This window comes from Cytobacillus sp. FSL K6-0265, assembly GCF_038003465.1.
Taxonomy (GTDB): Bacteria; Bacillota; Bacilli; order Bacillales; family Cytobacillaceae; genus Cytobacillus; species Cytobacillus stercorigallinarum.
In genome coordinates this window covers 24,013-49,164 of sequence record NZ_JBBOPE010000001.1, presented here as the reverse complement: position 1 = coordinate 49,164, position 25,152 = coordinate 24,013, and the positions used below count along the sequence as shown (strand labels likewise).

The following is a 25,152-nucleotide window of genomic DNA, read 5'->3' as shown; positions in this document are numbered from 1 at the left end:
CGCCTCTTCACCTTAACTAAGGAAATAGCCAATGCCAACATCCAAATAAAAAACCGGACTAAACACTTTTAAAAAAAGTCATTAGTCCGGTTCATGTGCTAATTTCTATTTATTAGTAGATCCTATGAACGAAAGTGAGGTAGTAATGCATCAGCCAAACGAGCGAATTCTTCTAACCCTAACGTCTCTCCTCTTCTCGTTGGTTCAATCCCTGCTTGATTTAAAGCTTGGACAATGAACTCTTTTCTTTCTTTCCCCTTCTCTAACTGACTCGTTAAATTATTGAGGATGGTTTTTCTCCTTTGTGCAAAGCTTGCTCTTGTTACTGTAAAGAAGAAGTCTTCATCTTGAACTTTCACTGCTGGTTGATCTAATTTTGTTAAGCGAATAACAGCTGAATCGACATTCGGTTGAGGAATGAAGACAGACTTAGGAACAATCATGACAGTCTCTGCTTTTGTATAATATTGAATCGCAATCGAAAGAGAGCCATAGCTTTTAGTGCCTGGACTCGCAGAAATACGCTCTGCGACCTCCTTTTGCAACATACATACAATACCTCTAATCGGGAGCTGATCCTCTAATAACTTCATAATGATTGGCGTCGTAACATAATAAGGTAAATTAGCAACGACCATTAAATCATCGATATTGGCAAATTCTTGTTGTATCGCCGCAATAATATCCGCCTTTAACACATCTTCATTAATGATTTTTACATTTGAATAAGGCGCAAGTGTATCTGCCAATATTGGTAATAGGCGCTGATCGATTTCGAAAGCTAAAACCTTCTCACTTCTCTTAGCCAGTTGCTCCGTTAATGCACCAATACCAGGTCCAATTTCAATTGCACCAGACTCGGGTGTTAATTCAGCATGATCTACAATGCGATTTAATATATTCGTATCTATTAAGAAGTTTTGACCTAAACTCTTTTTAAACGAAAAGCCATGCTTCTCTAAAATTGCTTTCGTTCGTATCGGTGTGGCAATATCCTTATTCATAATCAAGCTCCTTGTCCATTTTAGCTACCGCTGCCAAAAAGGCTTTCTTTGTAATTTGAAACATTGTTAAACGTTTATGCAGTTGCTTGCCATTGGCATAACCTATCTTTAAAATCTTGCCTAGCTCTTCTCGGCGCTTCTTTGCGTCATTGCCACCAATTAGGCCAGCATCCATTAAATCTGCTTGCGTCACTTCCGCCACAGCTTCCTCTGTCATGACATAGGCATGAGAGAGTGCCTCTCGTATCACTTCAACAGAAGCATGCTCTACACCTACACCTTTACCATGCTTAGCTATGGCAAACTGTTTATCAATAAAGGCGTGCTTGCACTGTGGTACGTGCTTTGTAATCGTATGTCTGATTTTCTCACCAGGAAAATCAGGGTCTGTTAAAACAATTACACCTCTCGTTTTTTGTGCCAGTTTTATTTTTTCTAATGTCTCAAAATTAATCGCTGAGCCATTTGTTTCAATTGTATCGGCATCTAATGCCCTTTTAATTGCGACAGTATCGTCTTTACCTTCTACTACGATAATCTCTTTTATTTTCATTTTAACACCTATCCGTTCACTAAAAAGTTCCAATATATACTTGTTCAGCAAACTTACTTTAAAAAGAATGAATTATTTGCAAAAAAAGTGAAACATTTCTGTAATGTTAATCGTCTAAATATATATAATAATAGTGCAGCAAGTTAGCATGCATTTTATTATATATGAAACATCCTTCGAAAGAAAATGCGAAAATGAACTAACAGAAAAAGAGCAGAGGACGATTTCCTCTGCTTACAAACACCATCTAATTAAGTACACGTATTTTCACTTGCTTACGTCCCCAACGATAAGCATCAGACTTACTAGAGAAAAATACGTCAATCTTATTCCCTTTAATAGCAGATCCCGTATCGGAAGCTACAGCATAACCATAACCTTCCACATATACTTTTGTCCCTAAAGGAATAACGCTTGGATCTACCGCTATCACTTTTGCTCCTGGATTAGATTTTAAATCTAATCCCGTCGCTGTGACACCTGAACAGCCGTTACAGCCTGCAGTATAGGCAGTCGAGCTAACATACATCTCTTTACCGCTAGATTCATTCGTCTCGCCGCGAGAAGCCACTTTTGTCGCTGGTTGAGAAACTTTTGTTCCAACTGCAACGATATGATCTTTTGATTCTTTTACTTTTTCTTCACTAAGTAATTTACGAGAGATTTCTTTTCCATTTTCACGAGTAATTTCAAATTCTTTTTTCAAAAGTCCCTCTTTGCCTTTCTCAAGAACCTTTTCACTACCCTTGTTCAAGCTGTCGTCTTTTTTAGTTACGACCGCATATTTAATTGGTTCTTCCACTACATCGGTGACCTTTTCAACTCTGATGACTTTTATTACGTCATTTTCTTTGACTGTCTCATCCAACTTTGGTTCAACACGATCTAATTTTCCTAGCTTAATATCTTGTTGCGATAAAAAGTCAGCGACCGTAGTCGAAGTTGACCACACTTCTTCAGTTTTATCGTTCGCACCGTCTGCTAATTTTATTTTGAACGCGCGATCAATCTTGATGTCCATCTTACTTGTAATTGCATCGCCTAGCTTAGGCTCAATGACATCATGTTTACTTAATTCTATATTCTCTTTATCTATCAGCTCTTGCACAGTATCAGCTGTTGTCCATATGACCTCGGAATCTTTTTTGTCAGTAATCTTCACCTGCACGGCAGGGTTCCAGACTACTTCCATATTGTCCTTAACGGCTTTATCCACCGAGGGATACACATAGTCTTCTGAGCGTAATCCTATATCCATTTCGTCAAATATCTCTTGAATGGTTTTTGCGTGTGTATTTATTGTTCGTTCCTCACCATCTAATGTTAGCGCAACGGTTTTCTTTGTCATTTCAAAGATTAAAAAACCGCTAGCTGTAATCGTAACGATTAGACTAGCAAAGATAATTGCCCATTTTTTCTTGCTCAAAGACTTGGATAACAGGTTTTTCATGTAATTTATCACGATGAAAATTGCCTCCTTTTCTCTCGGAGTGATTATATAGACTATCTTGCTGACTGTCAACACTCACTATCTGATTTTTTGGAGGGAAAGATAAAACGGAACATCCCCAAGTATTCCTCTTCCCCTTATAAAGAGTTCAAGAAAAGAGCGTTCACCTTATCATCCACACCCCCTAAAAATACTGAATCGATCGAGCATTTCAGAAGTCAGGCAAACTGATATACCTTCTATTCTCCGAAACACTCTTTTTTCCCTCTTTCCATACAAGAAAAAATTTTTTCTGCACGTACGCTCTATTATGCAGAAAAAGCATTTTTTTGCAAAGTGAGAGATATCGACACGGTTATCCTATGAGGACAGATTCCTGTGTAGAACTTTTTGGTATAAGAAAACATTTGGACAAGCTTCTCTTTTTTTTGACAATATTTGCTGTCAATTTATAGCGAATAATTTTTTGGCATTTTCGGTAGTAATTGCTGCAACTTCTTCTACTGGTATGTTTTTAATTTCAGCAATTTGTTCACAAACTAGCTTCACATAGCTTGGTTCATTGCGTTTGCCACGGAATGGGTGCGGAGCTAAATATGGGCAATCTGTTTCAATCAACAATTTTTCTAATGGGATTTCTGCTGCCACTTCCTTTGGCTTTCTAGCATTTTTAAAAGTAACGGGGCCACCTAATGAAATATAAAAATTCATATCAATGCATTCTTTAGCTGTTTCAGGACTTCCACTAAAACAATGCATTATCCCTCCTACTTCAGCGGCATTTTCTTCTTTTAATATTTCTACGATATCCGCTGTTGCTTCACGGTTATGAATAATAATCGGTAATTTTACTTTTTTAGCCAATTGTATTTGTTGTCTAAACACGTCTTTTTGCACATCTTTTGGTGATTTATCCCAATGGTAATCTAACCCCATTTCTCCGATTGCAACAACTTTTGGATGCTTCGATAATTCCTCTATCCAAATTAAATCTTCTTCAGTCATATCAATCGCATCAACTGGATGCCAACCAATGCTCGCATAAAGGAAATCATATTGTTCAATCAGTTCCATTGCTCTTTCTATCGTAGGTCGATCAAAACCAACGACGACCATTTTTTCAACCCCAGCTTCCCTTGCCCGCATAATCACTTCTTCCAAATCCTCGTCATATTGTTCCGCATTTAAATGAACATGTGTATCAAATAGCATCCTGATTTCTCCTTTTTTATTATTATTTTAGAAAACTAACAACTATTATATTCAATGAACAACTTTCTTCTTACTATATAGATTTAACCTTAATAACTTTATTTAAATATATTATAGAAAAATAAAAAACATAGAAATGCATCATCGTCTTTATAACGGATCACATTTCTATGTTCTAAAACCTTCTGCTTCCATTAATCGGATATTATTTGACTCTCGCGCCTACTGGTAATGATTCTGCAATTGTCGCTAATGATAATGCGCCATCTTCACTTCCAGCAAGAATCATTCCTTCAGATAATTCCCCACGCAATTTAACAGGTTTAAGATTGGTTACACAAATGACTTTGCGGCCAACTAATTCCTCTGGTTTGTAAAATTTTGCGATACCTGAAACAACTTGACGTTTTTCATAACCTAAATCCAGTTGTAATTTTAATAACTTATCCGCTTTTTTGACTGGTTCAGCCTCTACAACTTGAGCAACCCGTAAATCCACTTTCATGAAGTCATCAATCGTGATTTCCTCACTATCTGGTTTCGCTTGTACTTGCTTCTCTTCTTTTTCCCCTTGAGGTGCACTACCTTGCATTTTTTGCTTAATATACTCAACCTCTTCACTAATTTCAAGACGAGGGAAAATAGGATCGCCCTTTTGTACTTTTATACCTTCGCCAATTTTACCAAATGTCTCAATGCTCTCCCAAGAGATGAGCTCTTCTTTGTTTACATTTAACTGCGTAAAGATCTTCTCTGGTGTTCTTGTTAAGAACGGTTGTAATAGAACGGCGATTCTTCTTAACGATTCTGCTAAGTGGTACATCGTCGTTGCTAGTTCCTCTTGTGTATTCTCTTCTTTCGCAAGCATCCATGGCTTTGTTTCATCAATATATTTATTCGTACGACTGACCAATTGCCATACAGCAGACAGGGCAACTGAAAACTCCATGTTTTCCATTGCTTCTTCATATTTTCCAACTGTCTCTTCATTCATTTGTACAAGCGCTTGATCAAATTCACCGTTTGACCCACGATAAGTTGGAATAAAGCCGTCAAAGTACTTATTAATCATGGCCACTGTCCGGTTTAAGAGATTTCCTAAATCATTGGCTAAATCAAAATTAATACGCTCGATGAAACCTTCAGGTGTAAATACACCATCAGCGCCAAACGGCACTTCGCGCAATAAATAGTAACGTAACGCATCTAGACCATAACGATCAATTAATGTAACTGGATCTACTACATTACCTTTAGATTTAGACATCTTACCATCTTTCATTAATAACCAACCGTGAGCGAATACTTTCTTTGGTAATGGTAAGTCTAACGCCATTAACATAATTGGCCAGTAAATAGTATGGAAGCGCACAATTTCTTTTCCTACTAAATGAACATCTGCAGGCCAGTACTTCAAATACTTACTATCATTATCTGAACCATATCCTAATGCCGTAATATAGTTTGACAAGGCGTCAATCCATACATAAATGACATGCTTCGGATTTCCCGGAACTGGCACACCCCAATCAAATGTTGTACGAGATACAGCTAAATCCTCTAATCCAGGTTTAATGAAGTTATTAATCATTTCATTTTTTCTAGACTCTGGTTGAATAAAAGAAGGGTTGTCTTCGTAATATTGTAGTAACCGATCCGCATACTTACTCACTTTAAAGAAATATGACTCCTCTTTCACACGATGAACCGGTCTCCCACAATCTGGACAGTTGCCTTCAACCAATTGTGTTTCAGTAAAATACGATTCACAAGGCGTACAATACCAACCTTCATATTCCCCAAGATAAATATCACCTTGCTCTAATAATTGAGCAAAAATCTTCTCAACAACTTCTTTATGTCTTGTTTCTGTTGTACGAATAAAGTCATCATAAGAAATATCTAACTTTTTCCATAGGTCCTGGATACCGCTAACGATTTCATCCACATAACTTTGAGGAGAAACCCCTTTTTCTTCCGCTTTTTCTTGAATTTTTTGGCCATGCTCATCAGTACCCGTCAAATACATTACATCATAACCTCTTAGACGCTTATAACGTGCCATTGCATCACCAGCAACAGTCGTATAAGCATGTCCGATATGTAAATTTCCGCTCGGATAGTAAATTGGAGTGGTTAAATAAAAAGTCTTTAATTTTTCCTCCATGTTTATTTCCTCCTCATTTTAAAAAACCCGTCCTTATGACGAGTCTAATCTCTCATTTCTGACCCTATATTTTTTATTGTTTCTTCATTGCATGAAAAAAGAATATATATGAGTCATCTTAGCCTCTATCTTCCTCAAAATATACCTAAAAACTTGAATTTGTGCAACATTTCCGAAGGGTGAAGCCATGGTTTTATGGCAATCTCCGTGTTTTTTCTAACGCCATGTTCCAATTAAAGTTTCGACAGGAAAATAGACACATAAGTGGAATTTGTCGAATTTTGTCGGTATGTCGAATCGAGGTATGTACGTCTACTAAAAAATGGGTGAGTTTGTATCCATGACTTTTCCATCATAAATGTTGATAAATCAACATTCTTGGTCATGTTAATTATTTCCACACAAAAATAAAATAAAGTAATTGACGATTATGGCAATGGTTGGTATTATAATATCAACAATGATTTTTGTCGAATAATGACGAAAAAGATAAATAATTAGATAGATGACTGGGAGGAGCAATTATTATGAAATCTACTGGTATTGTTCGTAAAGTTGATGAATTAGGTCGTGTAGTTATTCCAATTGAACTTAGACGTACGCTTGGTATTGCTGAGAAAGACGCATTAGAAATTTATGTGGATGATGAAAAAATCATCTTAAAGAAATATAAGCCAAACATGACTTGCCAAGTAACTGGTGAAGTATCTGATGATAACATTTCACTAGCGGGTGGAAAATTAATCCTTAGCAAAGATGGCGCTGAGCAATTAATTAAAGAAATCCAAAACAATTTTGAACTAACTAAATAAATAACAAAGAGACTCCTATTTGCGAGTCTCTATTTTTTACGCTTCATCAATATGATAAACTTTATATACCTCACGTTTACTCATATCACGGTCTAGCGCCGTTTGTTTAATAGCATCCTTACTTTTCAAACCTTTTTCTTCTATATAATAGGTAATCTGCTCTTCAATAGATAACCCTTCCCACCACTTACTTTCTTCTACTGGCTCTTTGCAGCCCTCAATAATTAAACAAAATTCCCCGCGAATTTCTGATTGACTTGCCCATTCTACTGCTTCACTGATCGACCCTCTAATAAACTCTTCATACTTCTTCGTTAGCTCTCTACTTAAAACAATTGAGCGATCGCCTAATATATCTAACATGAGCTGTAAACTTTCCTTCAACCTATGAGGAGATTCATATAAAATAATTGTAGAAGATACTTTCGAAAGCGTCTCTAACTCTGCCTTTTTCTGCTTCTTTTGCCGATTTAAAAATCCATAAAAGTAAAACGGCTGTGTCGGTAGCCCTGAAGCAATCAATGCTGTAAGTGCGGCATTCGCACCAGGTAATGGGACAACAGTGAGATTCTCTTCAATGGCACTAGTAACCAGCTCATAGCCTGGATCAGAAATGGTTGGCATACCTGCATCACTGACAAGCGCAATTTTCTCTCCGTCTTGCAACTTCGCAAGTAATTTATAACCGCTGCTCTCTTTATTATGCTCATGGTAACTAATGATGGGAGTCTCTATCTCAAAGTAGTTGCATAGTTTTTTTGTATTCCTCGTATCCTCCGCTGCAATCCAATCGGCTTCCTTTAATATTCTTAAGCTACGATAGCTAATATCCTCTAGATTACCTATAGGTGTTGGCACTAAGTAGAGAATGCCTTTTTCATTCTCCATATGGAAACTCTTCTGTTGTTGCACATTACTCACCGACCTTCTTCTCTTTGGGTATTCATCCATTCAATTTTTTTCTGTCTACTCAATCGTTTAAAACGATATTCCATTTTCTGCGCCTCGGACTTACTTGCAAATATTTGATGGAAAATAAGCGTTAACGGTGCTCTTCCCCTTGTATATTTAGCCCCTTTTCCAGCATTATGCTTTTTTATCCTTTGTGTAAGGTTATTTGTATACCCAGCATAGAAGGTACCGTCAATGCATTCGAGAACGTAAAAGTAATGAGTTTCAGTCTCCAAACAACATCAACCTCATTTCCTTTGTATACTCACCCGATGGCTCATAGATATACAATGGCGGCAATATTTTTAAGTCAGGTTTTCCTTTTTTAATGCCTTCCACTAGAAGCACATTCGCTTCTTTTCCTTGCTCAGGATAAACGATTTGGATCCGTTTTGGTTCTATCTCATACTTCCTCATTAATGTCACAATATCTAATAACCTTCCTGGGCGATGAACAAAAGAAACTTTTCCGCCGTGCTTAACTAGCTGACTAGCTGACTGAATTGTATCTTCTAATGTACAGAGAATCTCATGCCGAGCAATGGCATAATGCTCGTTTTCATTTTTATGTTTATTGGTATCAACTGGAAAATACGGTGGGTTGCATGTCACCACATCATACTTAGCATACCCTAATTGCCGAGCAATGCCTTTCACATCCCCTTTTAACACCTTCACTTGATTCTCTAGATGATTATATTGAATACTTCTATTCGCCATATCAACAAGACGATCTTGTATTTCCACTCCTGTAATCATTCCTTTTGTTCTTGCACTTAAAAACAAAGGAATCACACCATTACCGCTACATAAATCAATGATATTTCCTTTTTGTATTGGTAAGTAAGTGAATCGAGCCAATAAAACGGCATCAACCGAAAATGAAAATACGGAAGGACTCTGAATAATTCTCAATCCTTCTGCTAACAAATGATCTAACCTTTCATCACCCTTTAAAATAACCATTCCTCTTCCTCCATTACTAAAAAGCACACTTCGTTCTACTTATCGGTTGAAGCCCCAAGGTGAAATGCCTCCACTACACCAGAAAACGAATGTTATATCTTTAAAAAAACCTTCCTTGTTTAGAAGGAAGGTATCGATTATTTTTTATTTAAAAATGATAAACAGAACAAGCAATCCCCATCTTTTCTAGGACTACCAAAATGAAGATTACAAATATGGAAGCCTTCTTGATATAGCCTAGCAAGGTTGTCATAGCCTTCCCCTATATCAAAGAGTTTTTCTTTCTCTGTTTCTTCCTTCTGCTGCTCATTTTTCTTTTCTCGGTCGGATGTAATCTTTAATCTTCTACGTAAATGTTCATTTTCCAACTTTAATGCATTATTCTCTTCTAACACCTCAGCAAGATGCTGTTTCAACTCACCAAGCTGAAAATGTAATTGACCGATTTGCGATTCCATATTACCTACAGAGTCAAAGATTTCTTTTTTATCCAAGCATTCCACCTCATTAATCTGTGGATTGAACTGACACGGTATTCTCACTAATTTCGTCTAACGTAAATTCAAGCACTCTTTCCTGTTCCTTCAGGTTAACTTGTAGAATTCTTTCAAGTATATTTAATCCTACTACCCTTCCAGAACCTTCGGGTGTCTTCACCCATTCCCCTACATCTGGGAGCTCTTTTTTAGCCGCTTCATACTCATCATTTTCATATTTCAAACAGCACATTAAGCGCCCACATAAACCAGATATCTTCGTTGGGTTCAAAGATAAATTTTGATCCTTAGCCATTTTGATCGAAACGGGGTCAAAATCACCTAAAAAGGTGGAACAACAAAGCATTCTCCCACACGGGCCTATGCCACCAAGCATCTTCGCCTCATCACGAACACCAATTTGACGAAGTTCGATTCTTGTCCGAAAAATAGCCGCTAAATCCTTTACTAGTTCACGGAAATCCACTCTACCATCAGCTGTAAAGTAAAAGATGACCTTATTGCGGTCAAAAGTATATTCAACGTCCACCAATTTCATATCCAATTGATGTGTAGTTACTTTTTCTAAACAAACTTGATAAGCTTCTTTAGCCGCTTGTCTATTCTCTTCTACAATCATACGATCCTTTTGATCAGCAATACGTAGAACTTTTTTTAAAGGTAGGACTACATCATGTTCTCCAACCTTTTTAGGAGCAATAACAACTTTACCGTATTCCACTCCTCTTACAGTCTCGACAATGACAAAGTCATCCTTTTGTATTTGAAGATCACCGGGATCAAAATAATATATTTTGCCCGCTTTTTTAAAGCGAACACCTACTACATCATACAAATGAAGATCCCTCCTGCATCTTTAACACTAGCTGTTCCATTAACAGCTGCGCATTCATGTTTGCTTGCAGCTTCCTTTTTGCACCTAAAACTGCAGACATTTGCTCTGTTAACTTTCTATTAGATGTATGAAGCGCGTGTTGTTCTAGCCAGCTAAGCTCATGCGTATAGGCGAGCCTATCACTCTTATCAAGCTGTATATATAACAAATCTTTTAATAAAAGAAGTAATAAGTCTAAACCTAAATCCTGATGTTCCTTCTCCTTAAAATGTGGAAACCATTCTTCTTGGAGAGTGACCATCGCTTGTAACGGATTTTTTTTAAGTACTTCGTATAATTTTAACACTATTTTTTGTGCTTGTACAAACCAATCATCATTACTATATGCTAAAGCATCGTCCAAATTATGGGTAATTTGCGCAAGTAACGGGGCATATTTTTCTTTTACACCATAATCTACGAATTGTTGTACTAAAAATTTTGCAGCGATTGGCTGAAATGAGATCGTTTGACACCTTGATAATATAGTAGGTAACATTCGCTGAGATTGTTCTGTCAGTAAAATTGCTGTAGTATCCATATGCGGTTCTTCGAGAAATTTCAGCAAACTATTTGCTGCGTTTGTTGTCATCCGATCAGCATGAACGATGATATATACTTTTCTACTGGATTCAACGCCTCGTTTTGAAAATTCTTCTTGTAATGACCGAATTTGCTGCTTCTTTATCGATTGCCCATCCGGCTCAACAAGATGTACATCCGGGTGGTTAAAATGATTAATCCTTTTACAATTATTACATGTTTCACATGGAACATAGCCGTTAAGTGGGGCAGTGCAAAAAAGACTCTTTGCTAGAAGCATACCCGTATCTTTTTTTCCTGTTCCTTTCAATCCTTCAAAAAGGTAGGCGTGGGCAAGGCGTTCCTTACTTAAACTATTTTTAAGCATCTTCAACACGACTGGCTGTAATTCTTCTATTTGATCCCATGTTTTTGTCATGCTGACCACTCACTTACGTATATAAATTTATTAATAACCCTTTGATTTCTCCAATTTTACTAAGAATATCAATGGCGCTTTTCTCTTGCAAAAGTAGGTCATCGGCTAGTTGAGCCAGCTTTTCATCAATCGTTTCTACAATTTTCAATGACCTACTTTGTCCTAGTTGATTCCAACTATGTGATTGCTTAATATCCAACCCATACTCGACAGTCTCTTTCACAAAACGCTTAACAAGCATTTTGTATTTTGCTAAATCTTTAAAGCTCCTAGACTTAGCTACCCTCTGGCCAGCTGATTCTATATCACCTAAGAGCATTTGCATTTGTGTCATCTGCATTTTTTGACCACTTTTCTGCACCAGGTCATTAAAACGCACTTGCGATCCGATAGGGTGCTTACTATCTTGCCTTCTATTATCTATATTAAGACGTAAATCTTGATTAATCTTCATTTATGCCTCCAAATAGGTTTAGAAGTGATGGAATTGTTCTACTGGAAGAACAAATACCGTCGCTCCACCTACTTCTACTTCAACAGGATAAGGAATATATGAATCGGCATTACCACCCATTGGTGAAACCGGCGCAACAAGTTGCTCTCTCGATTGGCAATTATCCTTAATGACCTGTAAGCATTTGTCTACTCGAATATCTTCCGTACCAATTAAAAAGGTTGTATTACCCGACTTTAAAAATCCTCCTGTACTGGCTAATTTCGTTGCACGAAAATTATGATCCACTAATGCTTTAGACAATTTACTACTATCTTGATCTTGTATGACTGCTAATACGAGCTTCATCATACCACCCTCCTATATCCATACTTTCTTCTATTATATCAGTTATTCTATGCACAAACAGAGATATACTGACCGAATTTTTCGCCAAGTAGGTTAATCTTTATATTGAAGAGCTTTTCTCACAATATCCATCGTTTGCTCAAATACTTTTTCAACACTGGCATCGGCATTGATCGTTTGGATGCGATTAGATGCTTGCTTCCGTACAATTTCATATCCTTTATATACCTTTTGATGAAACTGTAAATCTTCTAAGTCTAAACGATTTACTTCCCTGCCCTTATTTTGATTAATTCTCTGTAACCCTCGTTCTGGTGCGATGTCGAAATATAAAGTCAATTGAGGCATAGCATTTTCAATGGCAAACTGATTGATGGACCAAACTTCCTCAATACCAATCCCTCTTGCAAATCCTTGATAAGCAATAGAGCTGTCAACAAATCGATCACATAGTACAATCTTACCCATTTCAAGGGCTGGTAAGACCTTTTCAACTAAATGTTGTCGTCTTGCTGCGGCATAAAGTAAAGCCTCTGTTCTTGCATCCATTTTTGTATTCTTCGGATCCAGTATAACAGCCCGGATCTGTTCTGCAATAGCAATGCCACCAGGCTCTCTCGTATGTACGACATTATATCCTTCTGCTTCTAATTGTTCCTTAACCATTTCTGTAATCGTCGTTTTCCCTGCCCCATCTGGACCTTCTATTGAAATAAAGTAACCTTTAGTCATCATTGTCCCTCGCTGTCTTATATATTTCTATGCATGATTGATTTAAATTTTCCCTGTTCTGAATCCGTGCACCTTCATTTAAATAACCTTGCAAACTAGTGATATGCTCTTGTGTAATTCTTTCACCTTTATATATTAAAGGAATACCAGGTGGGTATGGTGTTACCATGCGTGCACTAATTTCACCAATTGCACTTGTAAAAGGAACTGTAACAATCATTGCTGCCTTGGGTACCTCTACTAATTCTGAATGAGATGGAATTGGATTCACCTTTACCTCTTTTTCTCCATTGGGGATGTCAGTGCTAATTTCTTGTAATGCATCTATTATTTTATTGAAACGATCCTCATCGTCGCATCTTAATAATGGAAGTACAAATAAAACATTCATCGGATCAGCTAATTCTGTATAAATACCTCGATTCTCTAGTAACCCTTGTAGTTTATAACCACTCATATGCTTAAACTTTAAAGCCAGTTTTAATGGGTCATCTGTTGGCATAATAGCTAGTCCAGCAATAGCACTCAATTCCTTCTTCACTTCATTTATTCGTTCGACTAAATGTTTACCATCTTCTTCTGTATATTGACTGACAAAGAATCTAGCCATATCTAATGAAGCCATAATAACATAAGATGGGCTACTTGATTGCAACATACTTAAATATTCCTGTATGTTGTCTTCATCCACTCGATCACCTTGAATATGAAGAAAGGCTCCCATTGTTAAAGCTGGCAATGTTTTATGGGCAGATTGTATAACTACATCTGCCCCTAATTGTAAACTAGAGGGTGGAAAAAATCTTGTATTCGCTATAAAATGAGCACCGTGTGCTTCATCGACTAAAACGAATACTTTTTTTTCGCGGCACAGTGCAATAATATCTTCTAATGGATACACTGTACCATAATAACTCGGATATGTAAGAATAACAGCTTTAATGTCTTCATACTTATTTAATGCTTCTTCAATATGAGTATAGGAAACACCTTCACTTATACCCCACTCTTTGTTGAATTCAGGCATGATAAAAATGGGTTCAGCTCCAATAAGTCTAAGGCCATTCAAAATAGACTTATGACTATTCCTTTGAACAAGCACACGATCCCCTCTTTTTAATGTGCCACAGATCATCGCTAAATTACCTACCGTAGAACCATTTATAAGAAAAAAGCTTCTTTTAGCCCCGTATAAATCGGCAAGCAAGGATTGAGCTTCTTTGATTACATCTTCAGCAGAATGAAGATCATCAAGCCCATTGATTTCTGTCAAATCCAATTGTAAAAGTTGCCGAAAATAATCATCAACCTCATTCACCCCAGTGAGCAGACTCCCTCCTTTATGACCTGGTACATGATAATTTTCAGGCTTTCTTTTTATATGCTGTATTAACTTTTCGACTAACGGCATTTGTTTCTGATCCATTGAACGCAAATCCTTTTTATTAGTTTAAATAAATTACTGTATAGACATACACCTATTGGTGATGACAAACATAAACTGTTAACAACTCATTTATGAGAGTTAAATTCTAAATATTGTATATATTTTATAATCATTGGCTATGATTGAATGTACGGAGGTGACATTTGTGAAAACGTTTAATGAAAAAACATGTGTAATCTGTGATCAATCACAATCTGCTGGTATCCATTTATATACTTCTTTTATTTGTATGGATTGTGAGGAACAAATCGTGAATACTGCAACAGATGACCCACATTATAATTATTATGTCCAACAATTAAAAAGAGTCACTACACCTGAAATTTTATCTTAGTTTCCCTTTTGCTTCTATACTTATCTTATGATCTTCTCTATTATTTTAACAAATATTAGGGAGTTTTTTTAATTTACAAGCCTGTCTACTGTGTGCTTTCGTCATATGGCGCACTTATCTTCCTATATGTATAAATGACTCTCTTCAAAGGAGACTCTACAACTTCAATTATTGAAAGAAAAAATCCGAACTAAACATACATTTTTGATTTCTATTAAACCATCAAGCTCAACAAGTTTATATTTTACTTCAGAATAAAATAACTCTTTATGAACTAGGCTCACATTCAAATATCCAATAACCAAACAAACGGATTAAAACTGTGTTCACCAATAATGAAAAATTGAAATCATCTTCCGCTTTTTACTCACGCTACTCTCCCTTTTTCTTTTGAATCCTTTTCTCTACTAAGCCATTTCACGTTATCTTTTAATCATTTGCACATACTTAATGTTATTTTCTCATTTTATAGGGGGCATATCATTTACCAACTTATATACACAAAAAAGAGCACATACAAAATATGTGCTCTTTCATCTTGCCCGGCAACGTCCTACTCTCACAAGGGGACAGCCCCTAACTACCATCGGCGCTGAGAAGCTTAACTTCCGTGTTCGGTATGGGAACGGGTGTGACCTTCTCGCTATCGCCACCGGACTATGAAATTGTAAGGGAATCGTTCCCTCAAAACTAGGTAATGTTGAAGAAGATTGTTATTGAGTAATCGCCTATGCGTTGCTGACGATACTACTTACGTAGTGCTGTCTAGCTGCGGCGGCTAGGAGCTCGAGGTCATAAGCCAATTTCGCTATGAGGTTAAAGAACAACCTCCTAACGAACTCGTCTTATGCTTGTCGCTCCTGAACGAGCCGCCTTCGCATTTCGTTTTTGGTTAAGTCCTCGATCGATTAGTATTAGTCAGCTGCATGTGTCGCCACACTTCCACCTCTAACCTATCAACCTGATCATCTTTCAGGGATCTTACTAGCTTGCGCTATGGGAAATCTCATCTCGAGGGGGGCTTCATGCTTAGATGCTTTCAGCACTTATCCCTTCCGCACATAGCTACCCAGCGATGCCTTTGGCAAGACAACTGGTACACCAGCGGTGCGTCCATCCCGGTCCTCTCGTACTAAGGACAGCTCCTCTCAAATTTCCTGCGCCCACGACGGATAGGGACCGAACTGTCTCACGACGTTCTGAACCCAGCTCGCGTACCGCTTTAATGGGCGAACAGCCCAACCCTTGGGACCGACTACAGCCCCAGGATGCGATGAGCCGACATCGAGGTGCCAAACCTCCCCGTCGATGTGGACTCTTGGGGGAGATAAGCCTGTTATCCCCGGGGTAGCTTTTATCCGTTGAGCGATGGCCCTTCCATGCGGAACCACCGGATCACTAAGCCCGACTTTCGTCCCTGCTCGACTTGTAGGTCTCGCAGTCAAGCTCCCTTGTGCCTTTACACTCTACGAATGATTTCCAACCATTCTGAGGGAACCTTTGGGCGCCTCCGTTACTCTTTAGGAGGCGACCGCCCCAGTCAAACTGCCCACCTGACACTGTCTCCCATCCCGATAAGGGATGTGGGTTAGAATTTCAATACAGCGGGGGTAGTATCCCACCGACGCCTCCACCGAAGCTAGCGCTCCGGCTTCTAAGGCTCCTACCTATCCTGTACAAGCTGTACCAAAATTCAATATCAGGCTACAGTAAAGCTCCACGGGGTCTTTCCGTCCTGTCGCGGGTAACCTGCATCTTCACAGGTACTATAATTTCACCGAGTCTCTCGTTGAGACAGTGCCCAGATCGTTACGCCTTTCGTGCGGGTCGGAACTTACCCGACAAGGAATTTCGCTACCTTAGGACCGTTATAGTTACGGCCGCCGTTTACTGGGGCTTCGATTCAAAGCTTCGCGTGAGCTAACCTCTCCTCTTAACCTTCCAGCACCGGGCAGGCGTCAGCCCCTATACTTCGCCTTGCGGCTTCGCAGAGACCTGTGTTTTTGCTAAACAGTCGCCTGGGCCTATTCACTGCGGCTCATCAAGGCTTTAACACCCTAATGAGCACCCCTTCTCCCGAAGTTACGGGGTCATTTTGCCGAGTTCCTTAACGAGAGTTCTCTCGCTCACCTTAGGATTCTCTCCTCGCCTACCTGTGTCGGTTTGCGGTACGGGCACCTTATTCCTCGCTAGAGGCTTTTCTTGGCAGTGTGGAATCAAGAACTTCGGTACTAAATTTCCCTCGCTATCACAGCTCAAGGTATGTGACCATGGGATTTGCCTCATGGTCCCTCTAACTGCTTAGACGCACATCCAATAGTGCGCTTACCCTATCCTCCTGCGTCCCCCCATCACTCAAACAGAATACGGTGGTACAGGAATATCAACCTGTTGTCCATCGCCTACGCTTTTCAGCCTCGGCTTAGGTCCCGACTAACCCTGAGCGGACGAGCCTTCCTCAGGAAACCTTAGGCATTCGGTGGATGGGATTCTCACCCATCTTTCGCTACTCATACCGGCATTCTCACTTCTAAGCGCTCCACCAGTCCTTACGGTCTAGCTTCAACGCCCTTAGAACGCTCTCCTACCACTGAACATCTACGATGTTCAATCCACAGCTTCGGTGATACGTTTAGCCCCGGTACATTTTCGGCGCGGAGTCACTCGACCAGTGAGCTATTACGCACTCTTTAAATGGTGGCTGCTTCTAAGCCAACATCCTGGTTGTCTAAGCAACTCCACATCCTTTTCCACTTAACGTATACTTTGGGACCTTAGCTGGTGGTCTGGGCTGTTTCCCTCTTGACTACGGATCTTATCACTCGCAGTCTGACTCCCATGGATAAATCTTTGGCATTCGGAGTTTGTCTGAATTCGGTAACCCGATGAGGGCCCCTAGTCCAAACAGTGCTCTACCTCCAAGATTCTTACGCATGAGGCTAGCCCTAAAGCTATTTCGGAGAGAACCAGCTATCTCCAAGTTCGATTGGAATTTCTCCGCTACCCACACCTCATCCCCGCACTTTTCAACGTACGTGGGTTCGGGCCTCCATCCAGTGTTACCTGGACTTCACCCTGGACATGGGTAGATCACCTGGTTTCGGGTCTACGACCACATACTATATTCGCCCTATTCAGACTCGCTTTCGCTACGGCTCCGTCTGTCCAACTTAACCTCGCATGTAATCGTAACTCGCCGGTTCATTCTACAAAAGGCACGCTATCACCCATTAACGGGCTCTAACTACTTGTAGGCACACGGTTTCAGGATCTCTTTCACTCCCCTTCCGGGGTGCTTTTCACCTTTCCCTCACGGTACTGGTTCACTATCGGTCACTAGGGAGTATTTAGCCTTGGGAGATGGTCCTCCCTGCTTCCGACGGGATTTCTCGTGTCCCGCCGTACTCAGGATCCACTCTGGAGGGAACGAAGTTTCGACTACAGGGCTTTTACCTCCTATGGCGGGCCTTTCCAGACCTCTTCGTCTATCTCGTTCCTTTGTAACTCCGTATAGAATGTCCTACAACCCCAAGAGGCAAGCCTCTTGGTTTGGGCTAATCCCGTTTCGCTCGCCGCTACTCAGGGAATCGCGTTTGCTTTCTCTTCCTCCGGGTACTTAGATGTTTCAGTTCCCCGGGTCTGCCTTCCATACCCTATGTATTCAGGTATGGATCCTATCCCATAACGGATAGGGGGTTTCCCCATTCGGAAATCTCCGGATCAAAGCTTACTTACAGCTCCCCGAAGCATATCGGTGTTAGTCCCGTCCTTCATCGGCTCCTAGTGCCAAGGCATTCACCGTGCGCCCTTATTAACTTAACCTATGTTTGGGTTGCTTTCGCTTCCCTCACGGTTGTGTTTATTAAAAAAGTTTAGTATCTCTACTCTATTATATAGAGAGAAAATAACTAAGGTGGCGATTACTCGGTAATCTTCTTCATTACATTATCTAGTTTTCAAAGAACGATTGAATTGAGAGATTATACTCTCAAAACTGAACGAACAATCTAACATCAAGTTAATTCCGTATATTCCTTAGAAAGGAGGTGATCCAGCCGCACCTTCCGATACGGCTACCTTGTTACGACTTCACCCCAATCATCTGTCCCACCTTAGGCGGCTGGCTCCAAAAGGTTACCCCACCGACTTCGGGTGTTACAAACTCTCGTGGTGTGACGGGCGGTGTGTACAAGGCCCGGGAACGTATTCACCGCGGCATGCTGATCCGCGATTACTAGCGATTCCGGCTTCATGTAGGCGAGTTGCAGCCTACAATCCGAACTGAGAATGGTTTTATGGGATTGGCTAAACCTCGCGGTCTTGCAGCCCTTTGTACCATCCATTGTAGCACGTGTGTAGCCCAGGTCATAAGGGGCATGATGATTTGACGTCATCCCCACCTTCCTCCGGTTTGTCACCGGCAGTCACCTTAGAGTGCCCAACTAAATGCTGGCAACTAAGATCAAGGGTTGCGCTCGTTGCGGGACTTAACCCAACATCTCACGACACGAGCTGACGACAACCATGCACCACCTGTCACTCTGTCCCCCGAAGGGGAAAGTCCTATCTCTAGGATTGTCAGAGGATGTCAAGACCTGGTAAGGTTCTTCGCGTTGCTTCGAATTAAACCACATGCTCCACCGCTTGTGCGGGCCCCCGTCAATTCCTTTGAGTTTCAACCTTGCGGTCGTACTCCCCAGGCGGAGTGCTTAATGCGTTTGCTGCAGCACTAAAGGGCGGAAACCCTCTAACACTTAGCACTCATCGTTTACGGCGTGGACTACCAGGGTATCTAATCCTGTTTGCTCCCCACGCTTTCGCGCCTCAGCGTCAGTTACAGACCAGAAAGTCGCCTTCGCCACTGGTGTTCCTCCAAATCTCTACGCATTTCACCGCTACACTTGGAATTCCACTTTCCTCTTCTGCACTCAAGTTCCCCAGTTTCCAATGACCCTCCACGGTTGAGCCGTGGGCTTTCACATCAGACTTAAGGAACCGCCTGCGCGCGCTTTACGCCCAATAATTCCGGACAACGCTTGCCACCTACGTATTACCGCGGCTGCTGGCACGTAGTTAGCCGTGGCTTTCTGGTTAGGTACCGTCAAGGTACCGGCAGTTACTCCGATACTTGTTCTTCCCTAACAACAGAGTTTTACGATCCGAAAACCTTCATCACTCACGCGGCGTTGCTCCGTCAGACTTTCGTCCATTGCGGAAGATTCCCTACTGCTGCCTCCCGTAGGAGTCTGGGCCGTGTCTCAGTCCCAGTGTGGCCGATCACCCTCTCAGGTCGGCTACGCATCGTCGCCTTGGTGAGCCGTTACCTCACCAACTAGCTAATGCGCCGCGGGCCCATCTGTAAGTGATAGCAGAACCATCTTTCAATCTAATTATATGTATAAATAGATATTATCCGGTATTAGCCCCGGTTTCCCGGAGTTATCCCAGTCTTACAGGCAGGTTGCCCACGTGTTACTCACCCGTCCGCCGCTAATCATCGGGAGCAAGCTCCCTCCGATTCGCTCGACTTGCATGTATTAGGCACGCCGCCAGCGTTCGTCCTGAGCCAGGATCAAACTCTCCAATAAAGTGTTTGATTAGCTCGTTTGCACCTATGGTGCTTTGTTGCTGATAAATCAGCTTTTTTAGAATTACGCTTGACGTTTTATGTTCGTTCAGTTTTCAAAGAACAATCTCATTCGCTTTAGAAGCGACTTTATTAATATATCATCCTATGCATTTTATGTCAATGCTTTTTTAAAAAGTTTTTTTAAAAGTTTTTAAAGGATGATGCGTCGTTGTGACGACTCTTAATATATTATCAGCATTATATTAATATGTCAACAATATTTTAAAAGAAAAAATCAGTTACTAGAAATACGTAACTGATTAGCTATTTCATTCATGCTTTGACGGTTATATGACATACATTTGGATGGCCACTAGTGAGCATATACCCGGCACACCTAATATCCCACTAACAGCTACAGTAGCTATATTAATAGGTAAATGAATGCCAAATTGATTTCCTACTGTATTTAGTACAAATAATAATAGTGCACCAATTATTATCTTTATAAAGCCTTGTCCAATCCACTTAATTGGTCGAAACGAGGCACCTGCTACTAATAGAAAGAGAATGAGAATACCTAACCCTGAGATAATCCAAACTGGCTCCAAATAAAAAACCCCCTCTATTTAAGGAAACTTGTACAACCAATGTATGAACAAGCACCTAAAAAAAGACCTTGAGGAGGTATAAAAATTAATATCGAACACTAACGTTTCTTTTCTTTGCTTCCTTGAACAAATAAAAGTATTTTGCCTCAGCAAGCTTAGCTTCACTAATTGCTTCTGCTGAAGGATCAAAACTTTTTTCAATTAAAGATTTTTGATTCTTCCATTCTTCTTTTAATTCTTTTAACTGCCCTAATAACTTCTCATCATATTCCTTACGAAGCCATTCTTTTTTACGAAAGAACATCGCATACACCTCTCACTATACTTCTCTTCTTCCCTCTAAAGCTTTTGAAAGTGTTACTTCATCGGCATATTCAAGGTCTCCTCCTACTGGTAATCCGTGAGCTATGCGACTCGCCTTAATACCAGAAGGTTTAATGAGACGAGAAATATACATTGCTGTCGCCTCGCCCTCAATATTAGGATTGGTTGCCAAGATAACTTCTTGGATAGTTTCATCCTGTAATCGTTTTAACAAATCGGGAATATTAATATCTTCTGGTCCGATACCATCCATCGGTGAAATAGCACCATGCAAAACATGGTATAAACCATTAAATTCCTTCATTTTTTCCATGGCGATAACGTCTTTAGGGTCTTGCACAACACATATGACTGATCGATCTCTCCTCTGGTCCTCACATATATAACAAGGATCCTGATCTGTAATATGACCACACACAGAACAATAAGATAGATTCCTCTTTGCATTCACTAATGCCTTAGCAAAATCTAGTACAGTGTCTTCTTTCATACTTAATACAAAAAAAGCCAACCGAGCGGCTGTTTTCGGTCCGATTCCTGGAAGCTTCATAAAACTATCAATCAGTTTTGATATCGGTTCAGGATAATGCATATCTGTCTCCCCCTCTTTCATCAAAGACGAGAGCATTTGACCGAGAGGCGTTTAACAACAAACTCTTTCTCATATAACTCTTCTCTTTGACTCCTAGTCTAATAGTGAATGCTTTAAAAAACGCCGCTCAAAAAAACCAGCGGCGCTCTTTTCGTTATCCGTATTAAAACATCCCTGGCAAGTTCATACCTTTTGTGAATTGCCCCATTGTATTATTGGTTAATTCATCACATTTTTTAATCGCATCATTTGTTGCTGCTAAAACTAAATCTTGAAGCATTTCGATATCTTCAGGATCAACGACTTCCTCTTTAATATTGACTTCTAAAACTTCTTTATGACCAGAGATAATGACAGTGACCATGCCACCGCCAGCTGTTCCTTCAATTCTTTCTTCTCCTAATTCCTCTTGCGCTTGCGCCATTTTCTTTTGCATTTTTTGCATTTGCTTCATCATATTTTGCATATTACCCATACCACGCATAATTCCTTACCTCCTAATATTTATTTAATCTTTAATTTCAATAAGATCTTCACCAAATAATTTCATTGCCTCAGATACAACAGGATCTTCTTCTTCATTCCCCATATCCTCTGCTGTATCATCTCCATTCGCCTTTTGATACTGAAGAAACGATTGGCGAATGGATTGCCATTGTTCATCTGGTAAACCTAAGACCTGAAACCTCTTTCCGCTTAAATCAAACAAAGATTGCGTTAGAGTTTCAATAAATTTATGATTCTCCATCGCCATTTGACAATGAATTTCATATTTGAATTTGATAATAAAAACTTGATCAGATGCAGCAACAGGCTCCGCTTCGTTTAGTAATGCTGCTTGTGAGCGCATTTGATTGTGTACGAGACGTTCTAACATTTCACCCCAATGACTTTTGACCATCATTAAGTCCTGTTTTGTTGCCTGCTTCAACACTTCATTTATTCGGCCAACAGGTGCTTGATATCCTTTTTTAGATACACGCTGTGGCTTTTTCGCTTGAGGTGCTACCGATTCTTCTGAGACTTTAACACCTTGCGCTTTTATTTGTGATAACTCTTTTTCTAATTGATCAATCCGTGTAATTAATGGCTGAACATCTTCCGCACTTTGCCCCTTAATCTGTTCTTGCTGACAAAGTTTCACAATCGCTACTTCTAAAAATATTCTTGGATGGTTCGTCCAGCGCATTTCTTGCTGTGTTTTATTTAATTGCTCGATCAAATGATAAATTTGCTCTTGTGACACCTTTTCTGCTAATTCTATGAATGTTTCCTCTAAAAGAACCCTTTCCATTGATTCTTCAAGATTAGGTGCTGCTTTATATAATAGCATATCTCTATAATAAAGAATAAAATCTTCTACAAATCGAGTGGGATCTTTTCCTTGAAAAAGAAGTTCACCTAATATTTCTAAGCCGTTAGCGGCATCGTGATTAACGATAGCTGTGGCTAACTGATTAAGAAAACCTTGTGAAACAGCACCTGTAACAGCTAGAGCATCATCAACTGTTACAATCTCATCACTAAATGAAATTGCTTGATCCAATAAACTCAAGGCATCACGCATACCGCCTTCAGCAGCTCTGGCAATAATTTGTAGTGCTTGGGAATCACAATTAACACCACTTTCATCTATAATCATTTGCATACGATTCACAATCGATGTCGCAGTTATCCTTTTAAAATCAAACCGTTGACACCTAGAAATGATTGTCAGTGGAATTTTATGTGGCTCTGTCGTTGCTAATATAAAAATAACATGTTGGGGTGGTTCTTCTAATGTTTTTAGGAGCGCATTGAATGCTCCCATTGACAACATATGCACCTCATCAACAATATACACTTTATATTTAACCGCACTTGGAGCATATTTTACTTTATCTCTTATATCTCTAATCTCTTCTACGCCATTATTAGATGCGGCATCAATTTCAATGACATCAGGTATGGACCCATCAGTAATCCCTTTGCACGCATCACATTCATTACATGGTTCATTAATGGGCGCTCTTTCACAGTTTACAGCCTTTGCTAAAATTTTCGCCGCACTCGTTTTACCGGTTCCTCTTGGTCCAGTAAAAAGATACGCATGCGATATTTTTTCTTGAAGCAGGGCGTTTTGCAATGTTTTTGTTACATGCTCTTGCCCTACTACATCAAGAAATGTTTGTGGGCGCCATACACGATACAATGCTTGATAACTCAATTGGCACGCCCCCTTCTTTTAGTGTCGTATTTATTATAACGTATCTATTTTCTATTTTACAAAAAAGGATAGGAAAAAAACAAAAAACTCATTCAAGAAGAATGAGTTTTATTATTATATGTATATAACTGCCGTGCACCTATCTTCGACTGACGCCCATAAGCGTTACTTTAGCAGTTAGCTCAGCTCAGGCAACCCTGCGGCACATGAGAGAGTCCACTTAATGCTGCTTCCTTCCGGACCTGACATGGTTCATGGGTTCCCATTGCGCAGGACCCAAGCGTCAACACCACTTACTAAAGGCAGACCCTACAGGACATCAGCCTCAGAATAGGAATTCAGTCTCGCTAGAGCGGATTGCGAGTACAGGACACCGCTACCTTCCCACCTAGCACGGCAAAATTGATACCAATATTTAAGTTGCGTCATTTCGACGCATATTCAGTATACTGTTTTTAAACTAAAATTGCAATGCTTAACATTCCTCTTGCTTCTTTTGTTCTTTTAAAAGCTTCTTTTCAGCCTTTTTTCTAGCTCGTAATTCGGAAAAAAACGTGGATAACAGTTCCCCACATTCTTCACCCATTACTCCAGCAACCACCTCACACTGATGATTAAACCTTGAATCATCTAGCAAATTCATTAATGTCCCGCAACATCCACCTTTTGGATCAGTTGCACCGTAAACGACCCGTTTCACTCGTGAAAGGACAATAGAGCCCGCGCACATCGGACAAGGCTCAAGTGTAACATAAAGGGTTGTGTCCTCTAATCGCCATGTACCGAGCTGCCCACACGCTTCTTCAATCGCAAGTAATTCTGCATGCGCAGTCGCTTTTTGTGCTGTTTCCCGTAAATTATACCCACGGGCAATAATTTGCCCATCCAAAACAATGACAGCACCAATTGGAACTTCATTAATCGCTCTTGCTTTTTCTGCCTCTTTTATCGCTTCTAACATAAATTGTTCATCTATACTCATTTACTTCATTCCTTTAAATACCATAGCGTTTCTTTCAGTGTAATTCTCTTTGCTTTTACAAACAATAAAAAAACGTAAAAACTTACCTTTTCATCTTGGCAGTTAA

The 25,152-nt window shown here is 39.8% G+C and carries 23 protein-coding genes, 3 rRNA genes and 1 other RNA gene; 2 read left to right on the top strand and 25 right to left on the bottom strand.

Features of this window, described 5'->3' with window-relative positions:
- Nucleotides 1-122 precede the first annotated feature (122 nt).
- From rsmA to metG, 5 genes are all read right to left on the bottom strand, one after another.
- Nucleotides 123-1,004 carry a 16S rRNA (adenine(1518)-N(6)/adenine(1519)-N(6))-dimethyltransferase RsmA gene (rsmA, locus tag MHH73_RS00240; protein WP_191817003.1) on the bottom strand — a complete coding sequence of 294 codons (882 nt, stop codon included), beginning with the start codon at nt 1,002-1,004 and terminating at the stop codon, nt 123-125.
- Nucleotides 997-1,557: a ribonuclease M5 gene (gene rnmV / locus MHH73_RS00235; protein WP_191817002.1), complete on the bottom strand. Its 561-nt coding sequence runs from the start codon at nt 1,555-1,557 to the stop codon at nt 997-999. Before rnmV ends, rsmA begins: the two co-directional genes overlap by 8 nt.
- Before the next feature lie 247 nt (nt 1,558-1,804).
- Entirely contained in the window at nt 1,805-3,007 is a 1,203-nt protein-coding gene (locus MHH73_RS00230) for a G5 and 3D domain-containing protein (RefSeq protein WP_191817038.1), read from the bottom strand.
- A 444-nt stretch (nt 3,008-3,451) separates the two neighbouring features.
- The gene (locus MHH73_RS00225) at nt 3,452-4,219 is read right to left on the bottom strand and encodes a TatD family hydrolase (protein ID WP_341063979.1); all 768 of its coding nucleotides are present in this window, start codon (nt 4,217-4,219) and stop codon (nt 3,452-3,454) included.
- Nucleotides 4,220-4,424: 205 nt separating this feature from the next.
- Nucleotides 4,425-6,386 (bottom strand): methionine--tRNA ligase, encoded by a 1,962-nt coding sequence (gene metG / locus MHH73_RS00220; RefSeq protein WP_191817000.1) that lies wholly within the window; start codon nt 6,384-6,386, stop codon nt 4,425-4,427.
- 521 nt (nt 6,387-6,907) lie between these two features.
- Between metG and MHH73_RS00215 the strand changes: the two genes are divergently transcribed.
- Nucleotides 6,908-7,198 carry an AbrB/MazE/SpoVT family DNA-binding domain-containing protein gene (locus MHH73_RS00215; protein WP_191817036.1) on the top strand — a complete coding sequence of 97 codons (291 nt, stop codon included), beginning with the start codon at nt 6,908-6,910 and terminating at the stop codon, nt 7,196-7,198.
- Nucleotides 7,199-7,234: 36 nt separating this feature from the next.
- Here MHH73_RS00215 and rsmI read toward each other — a convergent pair whose 3' ends face one another.
- The 10 genes from rsmI to MHH73_RS00165 form a co-directional block, all read right to left on the bottom strand.
- Nucleotides 7,235-8,110, bottom strand: coding sequence for a 16S rRNA (cytidine(1402)-2'-O)-methyltransferase (gene rsmI, locus MHH73_RS00210; protein WP_341069585.1), 876 nt, complete (start codon nt 8,108-8,110; stop codon nt 7,235-7,237).
- Between the two features lie 5 nt (nt 8,111-8,115).
- Nucleotides 8,116-8,385, bottom strand: a complete 270-nt coding sequence (locus MHH73_RS00205; RefSeq protein ID WP_341063978.1) for a GIY-YIG nuclease family protein — start codon at nt 8,383-8,385, stop codon at nt 8,116-8,118.
- On the bottom strand, nt 8,375-9,115 hold the full coding sequence (locus tag MHH73_RS00200; protein ID WP_191816998.1) for a tRNA1(Val) (adenine(37)-N6)-methyltransferase: 741 nt from the start codon (nt 9,113-9,115) through the stop codon (nt 8,375-8,377). Before MHH73_RS00200 ends, MHH73_RS00205 begins: the two co-directional genes overlap by 11 nt.
- A 137-nt stretch (nt 9,116-9,252) precedes the next feature.
- Entirely contained in the window at nt 9,253-9,609 is a 357-nt protein-coding gene (gene yabA / locus MHH73_RS00195; protein ID WP_191816997.1) for a DNA replication initiation control protein YabA, read from the bottom strand.
- 13 nt (nt 9,610-9,622) lie between these two features.
- Entirely contained in the window at nt 9,623-10,447 is an 825-nt protein-coding gene (locus MHH73_RS00190) for a PSP1 domain-containing protein (protein WP_191816996.1), read from the bottom strand.
- Nucleotides 10,440-11,447 (bottom strand): DNA polymerase III subunit delta', encoded by a 1,008-nt coding sequence (gene holB / locus MHH73_RS00185; protein WP_191816995.1) that lies wholly within the window; start codon nt 11,445-11,447, stop codon nt 10,440-10,442. Before holB ends, MHH73_RS00190 begins: the two co-directional genes overlap by 8 nt.
- Before the next feature lie 13 nt (nt 11,448-11,460).
- Complete coding sequence (locus MHH73_RS00180) at nt 11,461-11,901, bottom strand: YaaR family protein (protein ID WP_095371305.1); 441 nt, start codon at nt 11,899-11,901, stop codon at nt 11,461-11,463.
- Nucleotides 11,902-11,919: 18 nt separating this feature from the next.
- Nucleotides 11,920-12,249, bottom strand: a complete 330-nt coding sequence (locus MHH73_RS00175) for a cyclic-di-AMP receptor (RefSeq protein WP_191816994.1) — start codon at nt 12,247-12,249, stop codon at nt 11,920-11,922.
- A 93-nt stretch (nt 12,250-12,342) separates the two neighbouring features.
- Nucleotides 12,343-12,981 carry a dTMP kinase gene (tmk, locus tag MHH73_RS00170; protein WP_341063972.1) on the bottom strand — a complete coding sequence of 213 codons (639 nt, stop codon included), beginning with the start codon at nt 12,979-12,981 and terminating at the stop codon, nt 12,343-12,345.
- On the bottom strand, nt 12,974-14,407 hold the full coding sequence (locus MHH73_RS00165; protein WP_341063970.1) for an aminotransferase class I/II-fold pyridoxal phosphate-dependent enzyme: 1,434 nt from the start codon (nt 14,405-14,407) through the stop codon (nt 12,974-12,976). Before MHH73_RS00165 ends, tmk begins: the two co-directional genes overlap by 8 nt.
- Nucleotides 14,408-14,573: 166 nt before the next feature.
- Between MHH73_RS00165 and MHH73_RS00160 the strand changes: the two genes are divergently transcribed.
- Nucleotides 14,574-14,762, top strand: coding sequence for a sigma factor G inhibitor Gin (locus MHH73_RS00160; RefSeq protein WP_318245524.1), 189 nt, complete (start codon nt 14,574-14,576; stop codon nt 14,760-14,762).
- A 540-nt stretch (nt 14,763-15,302) separates the two neighbouring features.
- On the opposite strand, the gene rrf is transcribed toward MHH73_RS00160, so the two are convergent.
- The 10 genes from rrf to tadA all read right to left on the bottom strand — a co-directional run bounded on the left by rrf (nt 15,303) and on the right by tadA (nt 25,046).
- A 5S ribosomal RNA gene (rrf, locus tag MHH73_RS00155) occupies nt 15,303-15,419 on the bottom strand.
- 231 nt (nt 15,420-15,650) lie between these two features.
- Nucleotides 15,651-18,584 (bottom strand): 23S ribosomal RNA (locus MHH73_RS00150).
- Between the two features lie 217 nt (nt 18,585-18,801).
- A 16S ribosomal RNA gene (locus tag MHH73_RS00145) occupies nt 18,802-20,350 on the bottom strand.
- The 16S, 23S and 5S rRNA genes sit together here, the layout of an rRNA operon.
- Before the next feature lie 328 nt (nt 20,351-20,678).
- Nucleotides 20,679-20,942, bottom strand: coding sequence for a pro-sigmaK processing inhibitor BofA family protein (locus MHH73_RS00140; RefSeq protein WP_191817370.1), 264 nt, complete (start codon nt 20,940-20,942; stop codon nt 20,679-20,681).
- Nucleotides 20,943-21,027: 85 nt separating this feature from the next.
- Entirely contained in the window at nt 21,028-21,246 is a 219-nt protein-coding gene (locus tag MHH73_RS00135) for a YaaL family protein (RefSeq protein WP_191817371.1), read from the bottom strand.
- Between the two features lie 15 nt (nt 21,247-21,261).
- Complete coding sequence (recR, locus tag MHH73_RS00130) at nt 21,262-21,858, bottom strand: recombination mediator RecR (RefSeq protein ID WP_191817372.1); 597 nt, start codon at nt 21,856-21,858, stop codon at nt 21,262-21,264.
- Nucleotides 21,859-22,021: 163 nt separating this feature from the next.
- A complete protein-coding gene (locus MHH73_RS00125) occupies nt 22,022-22,345 on the bottom strand; it encodes a YbaB/EbfC family nucleoid-associated protein (RefSeq protein WP_445662535.1) in 324 nt (107 codons plus the stop codon).
- Between the two features lie 21 nt (nt 22,346-22,366).
- The gene (gene dnaX / locus MHH73_RS00120; protein ID WP_191817374.1) at nt 22,367-24,064 is read right to left on the bottom strand and encodes a DNA polymerase III subunit gamma/tau; all 1,698 of its coding nucleotides are present in this window, start codon (nt 24,062-24,064) and stop codon (nt 22,367-22,369) included.
- A 131-nt stretch (nt 24,065-24,195) separates the two neighbouring features.
- Nucleotides 24,196-24,461: signal recognition particle sRNA large type (gene ffs, locus MHH73_RS00115), an RNA gene on the bottom strand.
- Between the two features lie 78 nt (nt 24,462-24,539).
- A complete protein-coding gene (gene tadA / locus MHH73_RS00110; protein ID WP_341063966.1) occupies nt 24,540-25,046 on the bottom strand; it encodes a tRNA adenosine(34) deaminase TadA in 507 nt (168 codons plus the stop codon).
- Between the last annotated feature and the right edge of the window lie 106 nt (nt 25,047-25,152).

What these genes read in the sequence shown, in the direction of transcription:
- rsmA (WP_191817003.1), bottom strand. Translation starts at nt 1,004, where the DNA reads ATGAATAAGGATATTGCCACACCGATACGAACGAAAGCAATTTTAGAG.
- rnmV (WP_191817002.1), bottom strand. Translation starts at nt 1,557, where the DNA reads ATGAAAATAAAAGAGATTATCGTAGTAGAAGGTAAAGACGATACTGTC.
- MHH73_RS00230 (WP_191817038.1), bottom strand. Translation starts at nt 3,007, where the DNA reads ATGAAAAACCTGTTATCCAAGTCTTTGAGCAAGAAAAAATGGGCAATT.
- MHH73_RS00225 (WP_341063979.1), bottom strand. Translation starts at nt 4,219, where the DNA reads ATGCTATTTGATACACATGTTCATTTAAATGCGGAACAATATGACGAG.
- metG (WP_191817000.1), bottom strand. Translation starts at nt 6,386, where the DNA reads ATGGAGGAAAAATTAAAGACTTTTTATTTAACCACTCCAATTTACTAT.
- MHH73_RS00200 (WP_191816998.1), bottom strand. Translation starts at nt 9,115, where the DNA reads ATGGTTATTTTAAAGGGTGATGAAAGGTTAGATCATTTGTTAGCAGAA.
- holB (WP_191816995.1), bottom strand. Translation starts at nt 11,447, where the DNA reads ATGACAAAAACATGGGATCAAATAGAAGAATTACAGCCAGTCGTGTTG.
- MHH73_RS00180 (WP_095371305.1), bottom strand. Translation starts at nt 11,901, where the DNA reads ATGAAGATTAATCAAGATTTACGTCTTAATATAGATAATAGAAGGCAA.
- MHH73_RS00175 (WP_191816994.1), bottom strand. Translation starts at nt 12,249, where the DNA reads ATGAAGCTCGTATTAGCAGTCATACAAGATCAAGATAGTAGTAAATTG.
- tmk (WP_341063972.1), bottom strand. Translation starts at nt 12,981, where the DNA reads ATGACTAAAGGTTACTTTATTTCAATAGAAGGTCCAGATGGGGCAGGG.
- MHH73_RS00165 (WP_341063970.1), bottom strand. Translation starts at nt 14,407, where the DNA reads ATGGATCAGAAACAAATGCCGTTAGTCGAAAAGTTAATACAGCATATA.
- MHH73_RS00135 (WP_191817371.1), bottom strand. Translation starts at nt 21,246, where the DNA reads ATGTTCTTTCGTAAAAAAGAATGGCTTCGTAAGGAATATGATGAGAAG.
- recR (WP_191817372.1), bottom strand. Translation starts at nt 21,858, where the DNA reads ATGCATTATCCTGAACCGATATCAAAACTGATTGATAGTTTTATGAAG.
- tadA (WP_341063966.1), bottom strand. Translation starts at nt 25,046, where the DNA reads ATGAGTATAGATGAACAATTTATGTTAGAAGCGATAAAAGAGGCAGAA.